Origin of the sequence: Streptomyces sp. NPDC005496 (assembly GCF_042872045.1) — a bacterium.
Taxonomy (GTDB): domain Bacteria; phylum Actinomycetota; class Actinomycetes; order Streptomycetales; family Streptomycetaceae; genus Streptomyces.
The window spans coordinates 57,619-74,258 of record NZ_JBIAJQ010000006.1; the positions used below are offsets into that span (position 1 = coordinate 57,619).

Genomic DNA, 16,640 nt, shown 5'->3' on the forward strand with positions numbered 1-16,640 from the left:
CGACCGTTTAGGTAGGAATGAGCACCCCACCCGAGGGCGCCGCGTCCCCCGGCGGGCCCGCGGACCCGGTCCGCGAACGGCTCGCCGCCGAGCGCCGGGACACCTATGAGCAGATCGCGGCCTTGGAGCGCGACTTCGAGGGCATCGTGCAGGCGAACGCGCTGGTGGCGGTCGACGACGAGCACGATCCCGAGGGGTCGAGCACGGCCTTCGAGCGCGCGCACGTCGCCGCCCTGCTGGCCCGGGCCCGCGAGCACCTGACCGACCTGGACAGCGCGCGGGAGCGGCGCGAGCGGGGCACCTACGGATGGTGCGACGCGTGCGGTGCGCCGATCCCGCCCGAGCGGCTCGAGGTGCGCCCGGCGGCGCGCACCTGCGTGGGCTGCGCCGCCGCCCGCCCCCGGTGACCGGCGACCGGCACGGATAGCCGCGCGCCGACGGGTCACCGGCCCGCGGGCTGCCCCACCCCGGCCGGGACGTGCTCGGGAAGCTGGAGGACGGGCGGCGCGCCCGGGTCCACGCCGAGCCGGTGCCACAGCTCGTCGCCGGTGAACCAGTGGTGGCCGGTCAGCATCGTCAGGTGGTGATGTGCCTGCGCGTTCCCCCGTACCCGGGCGAGAGCCTGCTCCGGCGTGAGCGCGGGGCGCGAGGGGGTGCCGAGCCGGTCGAGGAGCAAACCGATGAGGTCCGCCGCGGCCAGCGGCACGGGGTGGTTGGCGTGGTGCGCGCGCGCGACATCGCCTTCCGTGAGGGCGGCGGCGAGCACCAGGCGCGCCAGGTCGGCGGCGTTGACGGCGGAGTGCAGGGCAGGGGTGTCCACGCCCGCTCCGAGATGGCGCAGCAGCCCGGCCAGGCCCGGCACGACCCAGCGGTCCCCGCTGCCGTAGACGAGGTGGGGGCGCAGGACGGTGCCGCCGGCGTCCAGGACATGGCGCTCCGCGGCCGCGCGGGAGCGGCTGGTGGCCGACTCCGGAGCCGGCACCAGGTCCTCGACGCCGGCCCGGTGGAAGGGGCCGTGGCCGTACACGGCGGCGGTGCTGACGTAGACGAGGCGGCGCACACCGTGGCGCCGGGCGTCCTCGACGAGGGCCCGGGTGCCGAGGTCGTTGACGGCGTGCAGCGCGGCTTCCTCGGCGCCGATGCCGGAGGCGCAGTGCACGACCGTGTCGACGCCCTCGCAGACTCCCCGCAGGGAAGGCGGATCGCCCAGATCGGCGGTCACGGTGCCGGTCCGGTCGTCGGCGGGCGGACCGCCGGGGGTCCGGGTGAGGAGCTGAAGCCGGACGTCCGGTTTTCTGCGGGCGGCTGCGGTGATGTGCCGCCCGATGAAACCGCGAGGTCCGGTGACGAGCAGAGTGGGCGGCATCGGGACTCCCTGACGATGGGGAACGGGTTGCTCAACGTGTCTGCCGGGGTGCGGAGGGTGCCGCCGGCGGTCCGGAGGCGGGCCTTCTGTTCCTGTCCATCGGGTGCTGAATGGTGTAGTGGCTTGTGAAAATACGGACTACCTGGTTTTGTTTCTAGAGGGCGATGGCAAAGGAACACCCATGTGGTCATACGGGGACGTGCCAGATGCGGCGCCCCGGGTGGTCGAGTGCACGTGAACTTCGGGAGGTCTGGTGGCGCGTCAGGAGCGTGCGGTCCGTACGAAGCTGGCGATTCTCAACGCCGCTGCGGCGGTGTTCGACGAGCGCGGCTACGAGGCCGCCACGATCGGCGAGGTGCTGGCGCGGGCAGGCGTGACGAAGGGTGCCCTGTACTTCCACTTCCCGTCCAAACAGGCGTTGGCGGAAGGGGTGTTGGGTCAGCAGTTCGCCACGGTGACGGTCGGCCGGCAGGCCTCCCGGCTGCAGGAGTTCGTGGACACGGGCCTGTTGGTGGCCTACCAGATGCGCCGTGACCCGATGGTGAGCGCCGTGGCCCGGCTCTCGCTGGAGCAGGACATGCGGGCGCAGTTCGGCACGGCGGCGCTGACGCAGTGGATCGACGCGTCGAGATGGCTGCTCCAGGAGGCCAAGGAGCAGGGCGAGTTGCTGCCCCACGTCGACCCGGCTGAGAGTGCCTGGCTGTTCTCGGCGGCGTGGACGGGAGTGCAGGTGTACTCGCAGATCCTCGCCGCGCGCGAGGACCTCGAAGTGCGCGTGGTGACGCTGTTCGAGCACCTGTTGCCCGCGATCGCCGTGCCCGCGGTGCTCGGCCGGCTCGTCATCACGGCCGAACGCGCCGCCGAACTCGGCGCCGCCGGAGCGCTCGCCGCCGAGGATGCCGAGGACCGAGCCGAGGAGCGGGCGGAGCCGGGGCCGGTCCGGGCCGCGGTCTGACCTCGCCCGTACCGGTCGGACCACCGGGCGTCGGCCGGTACCCCGAAACGGACCGGGCGTGCGGATTCGCCGCCCCTCCCGCCTCCCGCCACGCCGTCCCTCGCGCGGTTTCCGGCCGCATCCGGTAGGCAGGAGGGGTGAAGAGCGACACGAGCGACTCCTTCGTCCACGTACGGGGCGCGTCCGAGCACAACCTGCGGAACGTGGACGTCAGCGTTCCCCGGGACGCGCTGGTCGCCTTCACCGGCGTATCCGGCTCGGGCAAGTCGTCCCTCGCGTTCGGCACCCTCTACGCCGAGGCCCAGCGCCGCTACTTCGAGTCCGTCGCGCCCTACGCCCGCCGACTGCTCCAGCAAGCCGGCGTCCCGCACGTCCAGGAGATCACCGGGCTGCCGCCTGCCGTGGCGCTCCAGCAGCGCCGTGGGACACCCGGCTCCCGCTCCACCGTCGGCACCCTCACCACGCTGTCCAACCTGCTGCGCATGCTGTACTCGCGCGCCGGCACCTATCCGCCGGGCGCCCCGAGGCTGCCCGCCGAGGCGTTCTCGCCCAACACCGCCACCGGCGCCTGCCCGCGCTGCCACGGGCTCGGCTCCGTGCACGACGTCGCCGAGGACCTGCTCGTACCGGACCCGTCGCTGACCATCCGCGAGGGGGCGATCGCGGCCTGGCCCGGCGCCTGGCAGGGCGCCAACCTGCGCAGCGTCGTGAGCGGACTGGGCATCGACATCGACAAGCCGTGGCGCAAGCTGAGGAAGAAGGACCGGGACTGGCTGCTCTACACCGACGAACAGCCCTCCGTGCTGATCGAGCCGGAACCCGGCCGCGTCGACTACGGCTATCAGGGGAAGTTCTGGAGCGCTCGCGAACACGTCATGCACGTCCTCGCCGACTCCCGCAGCGAGCGGTCGCGGGAGCGGGCCCTGCGGTTCGTCCGCAGCGTGCGGTGTCCCGAGTGCGACGGCAGCGGCCTGCGCCCGGAGGCGCTCGCGGTCACCTTCGCCGGCCACACCCTGGCCGAGCTCAACGCGCTGCCGCTCACCGCCGTCGTGGCGCTGCTGCGGCCCGTCGCGCGGCTGCGGAAAGCCGAGGCCGCCACGGAGACCGCCAGTTCGGGGGAGAGGACCGAAGTGGCGGTGCGGATCTGCGCCGACGTGGTCGCCCGCCTCGAAGTCCTGCTCGACCTCGGCCTGGGATACCTCGGTCTCGGGCGCCGCTCCACGACGCTCTCGCCCGGCGAGGCGCAGCGGCTGCGGATCGCCACCCAGCTGCGGTCGGGCCTCTTCGGTGTCGTGTACGTGCTCGACGAGCCGTCCGCGGGCCTGCACCCGGCGGACGCCGAACCCCTGCTGGACGTGCTGGATCGCCTGAAGGCGGCGGGCAACTCACTGTTCGTCGTGGAGCACGACATGGACGTCGTACGCCGTGCGGACTGGGTGGTCGACATCGGCCCCGGCGCGGGCGAGGGCGGCGGCCGGGTGCTGTACAGCGGTCCGGTGCCCGGCCTCGAAGCGGTGGAGGAGTCGGCGACCGCCCGCCACCTGTTCGGCCGGGCCGAGCGGACCGACCGGCGTCCGCGCACGCCGGGGGGCTGGCTGCGGCTGGCCGGCATCTCCCGTCACAACCTGCGTGATGTGTCCGTCGAGGTGCCCCTGTGCGTGCTGACGGCCGTCACCGGGGTGTCGGGCTCGGGCAAGTCGACACTGGTCACCCAGGTGCTCGCGGAGGTCGTACGAGGTCATCTCGGCGTGACGCCCGAGGACCCGGAGGACACGGAGGTCGAGGTCGAGGTGCGGGAGGCCTCGGGTGTCGAGTCCTTCGACCGGCTGGTACGGGTGGACCAGCGGCCGATCGGTCGCACCCCGCGCTCCAATTTGGCGACGTACACCGGGATGTTCGACGCGGTGCGCAGGCTGTACGCGGCGACGGACGAGGCGCGGGCGCGGGGCTACACGGCGGGGCGCTTCTCCTTCAACGTCGCGGAGGGGCGGTGCGAGACCTGCCGGGGCGAGGGCTTCGTCGCGGTCGAACTGCTCTTCCTGCCGGGGACGTACGCGCCGTGCCCGGACTGCGGGGGCTCCCGGTACAACGCCGAGACGCTGGAGGTGACCTACCGGGGCAGGACCGTCGCGGACGTCCTGGCGATGCCCGTCGACGAGGCCGCCGGGTTCCTCGCCGACGTCCCCGCGGCCCACCGGAGTCTGGAGACGCTCCGGGAGGTGGGGCTCGGCTACCTGAGGCTCGGCCAGCCGGCGACGGAGCTGAGCGGCGGTGAGGCCCAGCGCATCAAGCTCGCGACGGAACTCCAGCGGGCCCGCCGGGGCCACGCCCTCTACCTGCTCGACGAGCCGACGTCGGGTCTGCATCCCGCGGACGTCGCGCTGCTCCTGGAGCAGTTGCACCGTCTGGTCGACGCGGGCAACACGGTCGTCCTGGTCGAGCACGACCTGGACACGATCGCCACCGCGGACTGGGTCATCGACCTCGGTCCGGGCGGAGGGGACGCGGGCGGCCGGGTGGTGGCCACCGGAACACCTGCCAAGGTGGCCGGAGTCAAACGCAGCGCCACCGCGCGCTATCTGGCGCCGAGACTGCGGGGACGCTGAGCCGGTGACGCCTGTGCGACCGTATCCACGGGCGAGGCGCGACCGGCGGGGCGGCACGTCCCGCGCACACGCTCAGGCACGTGCCCGGCCCCGTCCTGCTCCCGTGCCGCCGCCGGTCGCGGCCGGCGGCACGTGCGCTCCGGCCGATATCAGTGGCGCCCGCGCAGCTTGCCCAGGAGACGCTGCGCCTGGGCACGACGCCGGGGGTCGGCGGAGGTGCGGCGGACCTGCTCGATGGTGCGCCGGCCCTGCGGGCTCTTCGCGAACTCCTTGATCTTGTTCATCATGCCTGGCACGGCTTTCCTCCTGTGACGAGGTCGGTGCAGCGGTTGCCTGCACAGCCCGTGTACCCCGCTGACGGCGAGTAAGCGCCCCTCCACTCAGGGCCCGTTGGCGTCGGCGGACATCGTGCGGTGCCCGGGGGAGCGCGAAGGCGGGCCGGTGTCGCGGGTGGAGGCGGCTCTCAGGCGGCTCGGCGCTACTCCTGGGCCGGCCCGGCCGGTCGGTCGGCGGCGCTCGGCGCCCCCTGCGTGTGGTGGTCCACGAGGCGGGTCAGCAGCCGGACGAGCTGTTCGCGCTCCGGCGATGTCAGCGGCGTGAGGACCTGGTCCTGGATGCCGGTGAGCAGCGCGTCGAGCCGGTCCAGCCGGCGGCGGCCGGACTCGGTGATCGTGATGACGTTGCGGCGGCGGTCGGCCGGGTCGGGAGCGCGCTCGACGTGGCCGCCCTCGGCGAGTTCGTTGAGCACGGCGACCAGGTCGCTGCGGTAGATGCGGGTGCGACGGCTGAGGACCGACTGACTGGCGGGACCGGAGTCGTGCAGGGCCACGAGCACGGCGTAGTGCCACTTGCGCGCGTCCGCCTCCGCCAGCCCCTGGTTCACCAGCCGCTCCGCGTGCAGCGCCGCGTGCGAGAGGAGCCGGCTGGGCATGCCGCGAAGCCGTGCGGGCGTCGCGTTCCCGCCGTCGTCGTCCATGGGGAGAGCCTTCTCGGCCGCGCTGTCCATGCCATCCAGCCTACCCGTTGCGTTAGTCACCCTAACGATGTACTTTCGTTCGTGGCGCTAACGTTAGCTCCTCAAACGTTACGACGGCTCCCGGTTTCCGAGCGCGAGTGGGAGAGCGCCGTCGACGGCTGGGCGGCGGCCCGGTCGAACCGCACGTCCTGCCGACCGGCCGGCGCGACGCGCCGACCCCCACGTCTTGGCGCCCGCACCCACAGCGGCGCCGACCCGCCGCACGCGCACTACCGACAGATCGCGAAGCACCAACCGCACACACGAGAGGGCACCGGCATGCCGACGATCGACGTACTCGACTCGACCATGTACTACGAGGACCTGGGCAGCGGGACGCCCGTGGTCCTCCTCCACGGCAACCCCGCCTCCTCGCACACCTGGCGGAACGTCTTTCCCCGCCTCGGGACCGGACGGCTGCTCGCCCCCGACCTCATCGGCATGGGCCGCTCCGGCAAGCCCGACATCCCCTACCTGTTCGCCGACCATGCCCGCTACCTCGACGCCTGGTTCGACGCCCTGGGCCTGGACGGCGTCGTGCTGGTGGGCCACGACTGGGGCGGCGCACTCGCCTTCGACTGGGCGGCCCGTCACCCGGAGCGAGTGCGGGGTGTCGCCTTCCTGGAGAGCGTCATCAAGCCCCTGTCCTGGGACGACGTGTCACCCCAGGCGCGGAAGCGCATCGAGTCGATCCGCACTCCCGGCACCGGCGAGGACATGGTGCTCGAACAGGACCTGCTGGTGCGCGCCGCGTACTCCGGAGCCGTGCTCACCCCGGTGAGCGACGAGGACCTCAAGGCGTACCTGGAGCCGTTCCCGACGCCGGGGAGCCGCCGGCCCCTCCTCGCCTGGGCCCGCCAGCTCCCGCTCGGAGGTGAACCGCCGGAACTGGTGGCCCGTCTTGAGGGGTACCAGCCGTGGCTCGCGGCCAGTACGCACGTGCCCAAGCTGCTCATGACCTTCGAGGGCACGCCCACCCTGCTGGTCGGCGCGGAGACGGCCGACTGGTGCGCCCGCCACATGGCCTCACTGGAGACGGTCCACTGCGGCAGGGCCGGGCACCACGCCCCGGAGGACCGACCTGAGGAGATCGCCGCGTCGATCGCCGCGTGGGCGGACCGCCACGGACTCCGCTGAGTCCGACCCCAACCGCGGGCGGACGACCGGACGGGGTGCGGTCCGAGTGCAGGACCGCCGGGAGCCCCAGGACCGTCAATGCCTCCGCTCCCCACGCGCTGCTCCGTGACACACGGTGACGACCCGTCGTATCCGGTACGGCTTGGGTCGGAAAGTGCGGGTGGCCACTGGATGCCCCGATCGCACATTTCTTTTACAGGGAGAGGCTGATCCCGCTGAAAACGGAAAGGGCGCGCATTTCGGTGGTCGAAGACGGTGTGAAGTCTCCCGTGCGACGAAACCCGACTGTTCGTTTCAGCCAGGTGCCAGATGCCGCGGCGGAATCAGGCTGTTGCGGGAAAGAGGGGTGGCCGAAAAGTTCCGCCATGCAGGTGCGCCCGTGCTGACCCCATGGCCCGGGCCGATTCGGACCGTTCCCCCGATCTCGATTCCGATGTCACGACCGATGTGTGGAAAGCGTGAATATCCCGGTCCGGGAAAGGGTGTGCGTGCCGCTGGATGCGGCGCCGGAAAACTTCCGCCCGTCGGCGAATGCTTGCGCAATTACCGCGGGTGAAGTAACTAGGTGACTTATGAATCTGTTCACCCGCGGCGCATCGTCGCGCCGCACGACCTCACCCACCGTGTCCGAGCCCGCGTTCGGCTCGCCGGACGTGGCCTCGGCCGTCCGTCCGGACCCCCGCCTGGCCGCTCTGACGGGGGAGTGGGTCATCGACCCCGCGCACAGCAGGATCGGCTTCTCGGTCCGCCACGCCATGGTGACCACGGTGCGGGGCTCCTTCGCCGAGTACCAGAGCCGTCTGTACTTCGACGGCCGCGACCCCTCGCGCTCCAGCGCCGAGATCGTGCTGTTCACCGCGTCCGTCGAGACCGGGGTGGAGCAGCGCGACGCGCACCTGGTCGGCCGCGACTTCCTGGACGCGAGGAGCTATCCGCGTATGGGATTCACCAGTACGTCCGTGGAGTTGGCGGGCCCCGACGTCTACCGCATGACCGGGGACCTCACCATCAAGAACGTGACGCGGCCCGTGGTGCTCGAACTCACCTACATCGGCAATGTCGTCGACCCGTTCGGCTACGAGCGGGTCGGCTTCGACGGCACCACCACCATCAACCGCTCCGACTGGGGGCTGACGTACGACACGAGGCTCGCGGAGGGCGGCGCCATGGTGAGTGAGAAGGTGCGCCTGCAGTTCGACATCGCCGCGATCCGCACGACCCCCGTCGGCTGATCGGCCACCGATCGGCGGCGCACCGTCAGCGGGCAGCCGCGTGCGGGACTCCGTCGGCCGTCACCGGCCGGCGGAGTCCCTCTTCCGCCCGCCGTCAGGCCTCGACGGTGGCCTGGTCCGGAGCGGCCGAGGAGCCGGTCTTGCTCCCGGTGTCCGCGGAAGTGCGGACGGCCGGGATGAGGGCGGCGATCACCGCGGCGACCAGCGCGACGCCACCGCCGATCAGCAGACCGGTACGGAAACCGTTCTCCGACGTGAAGCTGTAGCCGCCCATGGTGGTCGTCGACTGGGCGAGGACGACGCCGATCACGGCCGCGCCGATGGACGTGCCCAGTGAGCGCATGAGGGTGTTGAAGCCGTTCGCGGCGGCGGTCTCCGAGAGCGGGACCGAGCTCATGATCAGGGCCGGCATCGACCCGTAGGCGAGGCCGACGCCGCTGTTGATGACCATGCACACCACCATCAGGCCCCAGGCGGAGCCCATCAGGGCCAGCGACAGGCCGTACCCGGCCGCGATCACCAGAACTCCGCAGATCAGCGTGAACTTGGGACCCCGGGCGTCCGTGAGCTTGCCGCCCAGCGGCGAGACGAACATCATCATGACTCCGCCGGGCGCCATCCACAGGCCCGCCGCGAGCATTGACTGGCCCAGACCGTAGCCGGTGGCCTCGGGGAACTGCAGCAGCTGCGGAATCACCAGCATGCTCGCGTACATCCCGAAGCCGACGAAGACCGAGGCGACGTTGGTGAACAGCACCCGGGGCCGAGCGGTGGTGCGCAGGTCGACCAGCGGGTCCCGGGTGCGCAGCTCCCACACGCCCCAGGCGGCCAGCACGACGACGGCGGCGACGAACAGGCCGAGCGTGGTCGCCGAACCCCAGCCCCAGTCGGCGCCCTTGGACACGGCGAGCAGCAGGCAGACGAGGCCGACCGCGAGACCTGCGGCGCCGGGGGCGTCGAAGCGCTGCCCCTTGGCGCCCGCGGGCACGTCGGGGATCAGGAACCAGATCAGCACGGCGATGACCATGGCCAGGGCGGCGCAGGCCCAGAAGAGGACCCGCCAGCTCGCGTACTGCGCCACCGCCGCGGCGATCGGCAGACCGAGACCGCCGCCGATTCCCATCGAGGCGCTGACCAGGGCGATCGAGGAGCTGAGCTTCTCGGCGGGCACCACGTCACGCAGCAGGGCGATGCCCAGGGGCACCATGCCCATGCCCATGCCCTGCAGACCCCGGCCGACGATCATCGGGACGACGGAGGAGGCGAGCGCGCACACCACCGAGCCGGCGATGAGCGGTATGGAACACGCCAGGAGCATCCGGCGCTTGCCGACCAGATCTCCCAGGCGGCCGGAGACCGGCACGCATACGGCGGCCACGAGCAGGGTGACGGTGATCACCCAGGCCGAGTTCGATGCCGAGGTGTCCAGGATCTTCGGCAGTTCCGCGATGAGCGGGGTGACGAGGGTCTGGGTGATCGCTGCCACGATCCCGGCGAACGCGAGCGTGGCGACCACGCCTCCTGCTCGGGCCGGCGGCTGGGGGGCGCCCATATCGGGACTCCTGAGGTGCTCTGTCGGACAAGGATGTGCATCGTACATGTCGTGTGCATCCAGCACGTCACATGTACGGCGCACACACCCGTGAGAGGATGGGCTCCGGGCCGCGCACGGCGAGAGGTGGCGTGTCACCGGCCCGGCGGACGCAGGAGGCACAGGCACGTGGTCAAGCCCACGCACGAAGTCGAGTACGAGCAGATGCTGCTGAGCCGCCACGGACTCATGCATCACAGAAGCGGACGCCGCAAGGGCTCGCTGCTGGAGCGCAGTGCCTACATCCTGCTCAGCCGCATCCGGGTGCAGGGACCGATGTCGATCGGTGAACTCAGCGACGCCTTCGGGCTCGACGCCTCCACGCTCAACCGGCAGACGGCCGCCGCGATGCGGGAAGGTCTCGTCGAGCGCATCCCCGACCCCGAGGGGGGCATGGCCCGCAAGTTCCGCCTCACCGACGAGGGCGCGCGCCTGCTGGACGAGGAACGCGAGGGCATCGTCCACGCGCTCGACCAGGTCATGGCCGACTGGGCCGACGAGGACGTGGCCGCGTTCGCCGCCTATCTGCGGCGCTTCAACACGGACATCGAGCGGCTGGGCGGACGCCCCTGGCCGCGCCCGTGACCGGACGGCCGAAAGACGCGGCTGCCGGCCGCATGAGCTTCTACGCTCTCGGTGCATGACGACCGGCGAGTGCTACGCGTGCGGCAAGGAAGCCCGGTTCGAGGAACTGCCCCCGCGGGAGCGCATCGCGGGGGACGCGTACTGGCGGGTGGCCCACTGCTTCGGCACCGCGCTGCCCGGGTGGCTGGTACTGCTGCCCCGGCGCCACGTCACGGCTGTCCACCAGCTCACCGACGCCGAGGCCGCCGCCCTCGGGACGTGGCAGGTCCGGCTGTCGCGTGCCCTCCGTGACGTGACCGGCTGCGTGAAGACCTACGTCGTGCAGTTCGCGGAGGCCGAGGGCTTCGCGCACGTGCACTTCCACATCGTGCCGCGCGGGGCGGAGCTGCCGCCCGAGCACCGCGGACCGGGTGTCTTCGCCCTCCTGCGGCGCCCCGAACAGGAGCAGGTGCCCGACGACCTGGCCGATGACCTGGCCCGGTCCCTGCGGGCCCGCCTCCACGACAGGTGATCGGGGCGGGCGCCGCGATGTCGCGGCAGGGCGCCCGCGCGACGACGAGGCCGCGTCGTACGGGCGCCCTGCCGCAGGGGCGTGACTACGGGGTGAAGACCTCGTCGAGGCGGTCGATGGCGCCGTCGGCACCCAGGTGGTACTTGAAGACGAGGCCCGAGTTCGGGTGCGCCTCCAGCCAGTCGAGGAACTCCTGCACGCCGATGGGCTGGTTCTCGGTGCTCTCCACGATGGGGTTGGTCACGGTGACGTCCGCGGCCTGGTCCATCGGGATGAAGGTCTCCTTGCCCACCGTCTCGAAGGGCGCACCGTCGGAGTCCGGCGATCCGCAGCCCCAGTTGCCGTGCTTGACGATCAGGCTGAGGAATCCGCCTTCCGGGGTGTAGCGGTAGACCGCGATCTCGTCGGGGGAGATCGGCATCTTGTGGTCGCAGCCGTCGTCGTCGGCGCCACCGGCACTCGACGCCGTGGGCGCGGGGGACTTGGACGCTGCCGGGGCGGCTCCGGGGGACTTCGCGGCGCTGCCCGAGCCCGAGGACGCCTTGGCGCCCGGCTTCTTGCTCGCCGCGCCGGTGCCCTTCCCCTTGCCGCCGCTGCCGTCCGCCTTCGTCGGACTCGTGCCGCCGCCCGAACCCGTCGCGCCGCCGTCGCCGTTGCACCCGGTGAGGACCAACGCCCCCGCCAGGCAGGCTCCCAGTACGGCCGCCCGGACAGCGCCCGGTCTGCGCCGGCTCGTCCTCGACGTCATATTCATGATGCGTCCCCCCTGTTGTCCCGGTTCTTCGTGTGCCTCGACGGCTCGTCGCAGAGGACGACTTTCGGCCGCCGTCAGTTGCACGTCCGCGCGAGTTGTTCCCGCCTCACCGGTCGTTCAACGGACAACGGCGTGACCCGAGCGTCACCCTCGCGTCCGGCCATGGCCTGTTTTCGCCCGCTGACCCTAGCGTGAGGGCCCGGTCGTGCGGCACCCACCCGTGGGATCCGGCAACCCGGGCTCCCGCGTCAGGTGCCCACCGCCCGCCCTGGAGCGTGTGGTTGACTACGGCCGTGTTGCACGAGTCGCTCTTCCGGACCGCCGACCTCCCGGTGGGGGACCGGTTCGACGCCTGGACGGAGCGGCTGGGACGCACCCACGCACCCATGGAGCTGGCCAGCGACCGCAGTGCGGACTACCGCGCCCGGCTGCGGCTGATCCAGCTGGGGGACGTGACCCTGTGGCCGTCGACGTTCGATCCGCTGGTCTTCCGCCGGACACCCAAACTGATCCGCCGGTCCGACCCCGAAGTCCTCCACCTCTCCCTGCTCCAGCGCGGCGAGGGAGCGGCGACCTGGGCGGGACGCGAAGTCGCCTACGGCGTCGACGACTTCCACGTCAACTGCTCCTCCTGGTCGTACGAGATCTTCACCGGCCCCGACCCGGTCACCACCATCGGAGTCGAGATCCCGCGATCGCTCATCGCGCTGCCCGCGCACCAGACCGACAAGGTCATCGGACGCCGGATATCGGGCCGTGAGGGCTTCGGCGCGCTACTGGCCCAGTTCCTCGTCCAGTTGGCCTCGGACACCGACTCCTACCAGCCGGCGGACGCGCCCCGCCTGGGCACGGTCGCGGCCGATCTCGTCACGGCGGTCGCCGCACACGTGCTGGAGTCCGACGTCCGGCTCCCGCCCGAGGCCCACGGCCGCGCCCTGACCCTGCGCGTCAAGGCGTTCGTACGCCGCAATCTGGCGGACCCGGAACTGACACCCGCCACGATCGCCGCCGCGCACCACATCTCCCGCAGCTATCTGCACCGCCTCTTCCAGACCGAGGGCATCACCGTCGCCGGCTACGTCCGCGAGCAGCGGTTGCGCAACGCCCGGCGCGACCTCACGGACCCGGCACTGCGGACGCGGCCCATCCACGTCATCGCCGCCCGCTGGGGCTTCCCGCGCGCCGCCGAGTTCACGCGGGCCTTCCGCACGGCCTACGGCGTCCCGCCGAGCGAGGTGCGCCACGGGTCCCCCAGGCAGGCCGGCGGACCCGACGCCGAGCAGTAGACGCAGTGCCAAGGAGATGTGGACTGTCGGCCAACGACAGCCGGCCCCTGCCCGGGCATCCTGGTGATCACCGCGGGGGCGGCGCGGGAGCGTCCTGGGGCGGGCCGGGCACGGGGGTCCCGGCCCGGCTCCGGCACGCGGCCTCCGGGAGGACCATCGGGTTCACGCGCGCCGGACGCGCCGTCAGGCGGCTCTCGCCGGCGATGCCAAGTACCGCCGTGGCCAACAGAGATGGACTTCAGGTAGTCCGTGCCGCAGTCGACTCGGGGATCGACTGCGGCACATCCCACCGCGGGGCGCAGCAGGAAGGAAACACCCCGGCAGCGGGGCGTCTGCCCCGGCGCCGCTTTCACATACTGCGCCGGACGAGTGAAGCGCCCGGCCGAGCCGGAGTCCACGACGCGACGGCGGCCTCCTCGGCAGCGGTCGACGTAGTACCCCGTGGCCATCGATTCGACGGCCCTCGAAGCGACGGCGAGCACGGGCCCGGTCTGCGAGCGTGGTGCTCCTGAGCGCCGTAGGACGCGAAAGGCGACGGCGCAGGACCGGATCGAGGGAAGCCCATGGATCAAGACCTGGGGTGGGGCAGAAGCCCGGCCCGCTGAAGCGGGCCCGCCGGCACACAGACGCGCCGTCTCCCTGGAGACGGCGCGGGTCTTCGCTTTTGCTGGCCACCTGATCGGTGCACGTGTCCTTGTGACGCGGGTCCGGCGCGGCTGCCGTCGAGTGTGCGGGCAGCGCCTGACATCGGAGCTCAGGTGGCCGGCATACGGGCGGCTGGGCGCGGAGACGACGACGGCGCGCAGCCGGAGGTTTCCGGTGCGCGCCGTCCGTCCGACGCGGTCCACGGCCGAGCCTCGCGCCGGCTCAGCCCACGGATGCGTCCGTGCGACGAGGGGATCAGCGCTTGAAGCCGCCCTTCGCCTTCTCCTTGGTGTCCCGGGCCTTGCCCCGGGCCTCCAGCGCGGCGCCCTTGGCGGCGGTGGTCTCGTTGCCCATCGCGTGGGCCGCCTTCCTCACGGCCTTACCGACGACCTGCTCGGTCTTGGCCTTGGCCTTCTCTCCGGCGCTCATGTCGGTCCTTTCGTAGGCACTCACTGACCGACTGCCCGCCGCCCCCGGAAGGAAACAGCCGCCGTCTGCGGTGCGATTTCCCTCCTCCACCGGTGGGCGAGCGGCGTCGGTCCCGCCGGCCGGACACGGAAGCCCCGGTCGCTCCCGTGGGGGCCGTCACACGTGACAGCGGCACTGAACAAGCGCTTAGATAGTGACTCGCTTCGACACCGACTAGCCCGCGCCGCGCTGGAGGCCCCGTTGCTGTTCACATCTGTCGACGACGTCTCCGCACGCCTGGCCGAGACCGGGTACCTCGCCTCCCCGGCGGTCGCCACGACGGTCTTCCTGGCCGACCGCCTCGGCAAGCCCCTCCTGGTCGAGGGCCCGGCGGGCGTCGGCAAGACGGAACTCGCCAAGGCCGTCGCCCAGGTGGCGGGAGCACGGCTGGTGCGTCTCCAGTGCTACGAAGGCGTCGACGAGTCACGCGCCCTGTACGAGTGGAACCACGCCAAACAGCTGCTGCGCATCAGCGCGGGCCGTGACGAGAGCTGGGACGAGGCGCGTACGGACATCTTCAGCGAGGAGTTCCTGCTGCCCCGGCCGCTGCTCACCGCCATCCGCGGCGACGAGCCGAAGGTCCTGCTGATCGACGAGACCGACAAGGCGGACGTCGAGGTCGAGGGGCTGCTCCTCGAAGTGCTCAGCGACTTCCAGGTCACCGTCCCCGAGCTCGGCACGATCACCGCGACGAGCCGCCCCTTCGTGGTGCTCACCTCGAACGCGAGCCGTGAACTGTCCGAGGCGCTGCGCCGCCGCTGCCTCTTCCTCCACATCGGTTTCCCCGACGAGGAGTTGGAGCGCCGGATCGTACGGCTGAAGGTGCCGGGCCTCGACGAGGCGCTCGCGGAATCCGTGGTGCGGGTCGTCGGCGCCCTCCGCGAGATGGACCTGCGCAAGGTCCCGTCCGTCGCCGAGACCATCGACTGGGCGCGCACGCTGCTCGCCCTGGGCGCCGACACCCTGGAGGAGGGCGTCGTACGCGACAGCCTCGGCGTCCTTCTCAAGCACCAGGACGATGTCCTCAAGGCGTCCGCCAAACTCGACCTGGACGCCGTGTGAACGCCCCGTCCGGTGTCGCGGACCGGCTGACAGGACTCGTCGCCGCGCTGCGCTCGCACGGCGTCCGCATCGGCACCGGCGAAACCGTGGACGCCGCCCGGGCGTTGGAGGCACTCGGTCTCGACGACCGGGAACTGCTGCGCGAAGGGCTGGCCGCCACCCTGCTCCACAGCACGGGGCAGCGCCAGGTCTTCGATCCGGTCTTCGACGTGTACTTCCCGCGCCGCGTCGGCGTGACGGCGGACACCGAAACCCCCGCCGACCGGGAGGACTTGAGGGACCGGCTGGTCGCCGCGCTCACGGCGGACGACCTGGCGGCTCTGGCCCGGCTGGCCGTCGAGGCGGTGGACGGTTTCGGCGGGTACGGTTCCTCGCCCGGCTCCGACGGCTGGTCGTCGTACCAGACGCTGGACCGGCTGCGCCCGCAGACGCTGCTGGCGCGCGTGCGTGACGGCGTCAGGGCGCAGGGCGGGGGAGCGGGGTTCACCGACCGGCTACTGGAGGACGAGATCCGTCGGCGTATCCAGGCCTTCCGAGCCCAGATCGTCATCGAGGCGCGGCGCCGCGTGGCGGAGCGGCGCGGCAGGGACCTCATCGCACGGCGCGCGGTGGTCACCACCGCCGACCGGGTCGACTTCCTCTTCGCCGGACGGGACCAACTCGCCGAGCTGCGGCGGGTGGTGCAGCCCCTGGCGCGCAAGCTGGCCACTCGCCTCGCCGCACGGCGCAGGCGCGCCTCGCGCGGCACCATCGACCTGCGGCGGACCCTGCGCGGGTCCCTGTCGACCGGTGGAGTGCCGATGCGGCCCGTGCTGCGGCGCCGCCGCCCCGCCCGCCCCGAACTCGTGCTGCTGTGCGACGTGTCGGGTTCCGTGGCGGGCTTCTCGGACTTCACGATGCTGCTGACGCAGGCGCTGCACGACCAGTTCAGCAAGCTGCGGGTGTTCGCCTTCGTCAACCGGATCGACGAGGTGACCGGCCTGCTCGTCCACGGCGCCGCGGACCCGGCAGGGCTCGGCGGCCGCATCCGTGCGGAGGCGACGCTCACCAGCTGGCACGGCAGCAGCGACTACGGTGCCGCGTTCGGTGAGTTCACCGAGCGGTACGAGGGCGCGGTGGGTCCCCGCACGACCGTCTTCGTGCTCGGGGACGCCCGTACCAACATGGGCGACCCGAATCTCCCGGCGGTGCGCCTGCTGTCCGAACGGGCCCGCTGCGTCTACTGGTTGAACCCGGAGCAGCGCTCGCAGTGGGGCACCGGCGACTCCGCCGCGCCGGCCTACGCGGAACTCGTCGACATGTACGAGTGCCGCAACGCGCAGCAGCTCAGTGCCCTGGTCGGCCGCCTGCTGCCGGTGTGACCGACGCCGCGGGGCACCGCAGGACCACGTTGATAATGGCAGTCATTTTCATATAGCGTGGGCTCC

The 16,640-nt window shown here is 71.9% G+C and carries 16 protein-coding genes; 10 read left to right on the top strand and 6 right to left on the bottom strand.

The window, feature by feature from the left end; translation table 11 throughout:
• Positions 1-17: 17 nt before the first annotated feature.
• Positions 18-407 carry a TraR/DksA C4-type zinc finger protein gene (locus ACFYQQ_RS19375; protein ID WP_356169793.1) on the top strand — a complete coding sequence of 130 codons (390 nt, stop codon included), beginning with the start codon at positions 18-20 and terminating at the stop codon, positions 405-407.
• A 35-nt stretch (positions 408-442) separates the two neighbouring features.
• Here the strand turns inward: ACFYQQ_RS19375 and ACFYQQ_RS19380 are convergent, their stop codons facing one another.
• Positions 443-1,366, bottom strand: a complete 924-nt coding sequence (locus ACFYQQ_RS19380; RefSeq protein ID WP_356169795.1) for an NAD-dependent epimerase/dehydratase family protein — start codon at positions 1,364-1,366, stop codon at positions 443-445.
• 253 nt (positions 1,367-1,619) lie between these two features.
• Between ACFYQQ_RS19380 and ACFYQQ_RS19385 the strand changes: the two genes are divergently transcribed.
• Both ACFYQQ_RS19385 and uvrA read left to right on the top strand, forming a co-directional pair.
• Complete coding sequence (locus ACFYQQ_RS19385; protein WP_355781581.1) at positions 1,620-2,321, top strand: ScbR family autoregulator-binding transcription factor; 702 nt, start codon at positions 1,620-1,622, stop codon at positions 2,319-2,321.
• Between the two features lie 137 nt (positions 2,322-2,458).
• Positions 2,459-4,927, top strand: coding sequence for an excinuclease ABC subunit UvrA (gene uvrA, locus ACFYQQ_RS19390; protein WP_356169799.1), 2,469 nt, complete (start codon positions 2,459-2,461; stop codon positions 4,925-4,927).
• 149 nt (positions 4,928-5,076) lie between these two features.
• On the opposite strand, the gene ACFYQQ_RS19395 is transcribed toward uvrA, so the two are convergent.
• Together ACFYQQ_RS19395 and ACFYQQ_RS19400 are read right to left on the bottom strand one after the other, a co-directional pair.
• Positions 5,077-5,223: a hypothetical protein gene (locus ACFYQQ_RS19395; RefSeq protein WP_355789191.1), complete on the bottom strand. Its 147-nt coding sequence runs from the start codon at positions 5,221-5,223 to the stop codon at positions 5,077-5,079.
• Positions 5,224-5,405: 182 nt separating this feature from the next.
• On the bottom strand, positions 5,406-5,933 hold the full coding sequence (locus tag ACFYQQ_RS19400; RefSeq protein ID WP_355789194.1) for a MarR family transcriptional regulator: 528 nt from the start codon (positions 5,931-5,933) through the stop codon (positions 5,406-5,408).
• Positions 5,934-6,221: 288 nt separating this feature from the next.
• On the opposite strand from ACFYQQ_RS19400, the gene ACFYQQ_RS19405 reads away from it, so the two are divergent.
• Complete coding sequence (locus ACFYQQ_RS19405; protein ID WP_355789197.1) at positions 6,222-7,079, top strand: haloalkane dehalogenase; 858 nt, start codon at positions 6,222-6,224, stop codon at positions 7,077-7,079.
• 572 nt (positions 7,080-7,651) lie between these two features.
• Positions 7,652-8,311 (top strand): YceI family protein, encoded by a 660-nt coding sequence (locus ACFYQQ_RS19410; protein ID WP_355789200.1) that lies wholly within the window; start codon positions 7,652-7,654, stop codon positions 8,309-8,311.
• A 94-nt stretch (positions 8,312-8,405) separates the two neighbouring features.
• Here ACFYQQ_RS19410 and ACFYQQ_RS19415 read toward each other — a convergent pair whose 3' ends face one another.
• On the bottom strand, positions 8,406-9,863 hold the full coding sequence (locus tag ACFYQQ_RS19415) for an MFS transporter (RefSeq protein ID WP_388904872.1): 1,458 nt from the start codon (positions 9,861-9,863) through the stop codon (positions 8,406-8,408).
• A gap of 204 nt (positions 9,864-10,067) precedes the next feature.
• Here ACFYQQ_RS19415 and ACFYQQ_RS19420 point away from each other — a divergent pair, with 204 nt between their 5' ends.
• Positions 10,068-10,487: a MarR family winged helix-turn-helix transcriptional regulator gene (locus ACFYQQ_RS19420; protein ID WP_388904982.1), complete on the top strand. Its 420-nt coding sequence runs from the start codon at positions 10,068-10,070 to the stop codon at positions 10,485-10,487.
• A 55-nt stretch (positions 10,488-10,542) separates the two neighbouring features.
• On the top strand, positions 10,543-10,998 hold the full coding sequence (locus ACFYQQ_RS19425; RefSeq protein ID WP_355791605.1) for an HIT family protein: 456 nt from the start codon (positions 10,543-10,545) through the stop codon (positions 10,996-10,998).
• Positions 10,999-11,083: 85 nt separating this feature from the next.
• On the opposite strand, the gene ACFYQQ_RS19430 is transcribed toward ACFYQQ_RS19425, so the two are convergent.
• Positions 11,084-11,752, bottom strand: coding sequence for a hypothetical protein (locus tag ACFYQQ_RS19430; protein WP_355791602.1), 669 nt, complete (start codon positions 11,750-11,752; stop codon positions 11,084-11,086).
• 293 nt (positions 11,753-12,045) lie between these two features.
• Here ACFYQQ_RS19430 and ACFYQQ_RS19435 point away from each other — a divergent pair, with 293 nt between their 5' ends.
• Positions 12,046-13,038 carry an AraC family transcriptional regulator gene (locus tag ACFYQQ_RS19435; protein ID WP_388904873.1) on the top strand — a complete coding sequence of 331 codons (993 nt, stop codon included), beginning with the start codon at positions 12,046-12,048 and terminating at the stop codon, positions 13,036-13,038.
• 900 nt (positions 13,039-13,938) lie between these two features.
• Here ACFYQQ_RS19435 and ACFYQQ_RS19440 read toward each other — a convergent pair.
• A complete protein-coding gene (locus ACFYQQ_RS19440; protein ID WP_355789438.1) occupies positions 13,939-14,112 on the bottom strand; it encodes a hypothetical protein in 174 nt (57 codons plus the stop codon).
• 243 nt (positions 14,113-14,355) lie between these two features.
• Between ACFYQQ_RS19440 and ACFYQQ_RS19445 the strand changes: the two genes are divergently transcribed.
• Positions 14,356-15,213, top strand: coding sequence for a MoxR family ATPase (locus tag ACFYQQ_RS19445; RefSeq protein WP_355789446.1), 858 nt, complete (start codon positions 14,356-14,358; stop codon positions 15,211-15,213).
• Positions 15,210-16,574, top strand: coding sequence for a VWA domain-containing protein (locus ACFYQQ_RS19450; protein WP_388904874.1), 1,365 nt, complete (start codon positions 15,210-15,212; stop codon positions 16,572-16,574). Before ACFYQQ_RS19445 ends, ACFYQQ_RS19450 begins: the two co-directional genes overlap by 4 nt.
• Positions 16,575-16,640 lie beyond the last annotated feature (66 nt).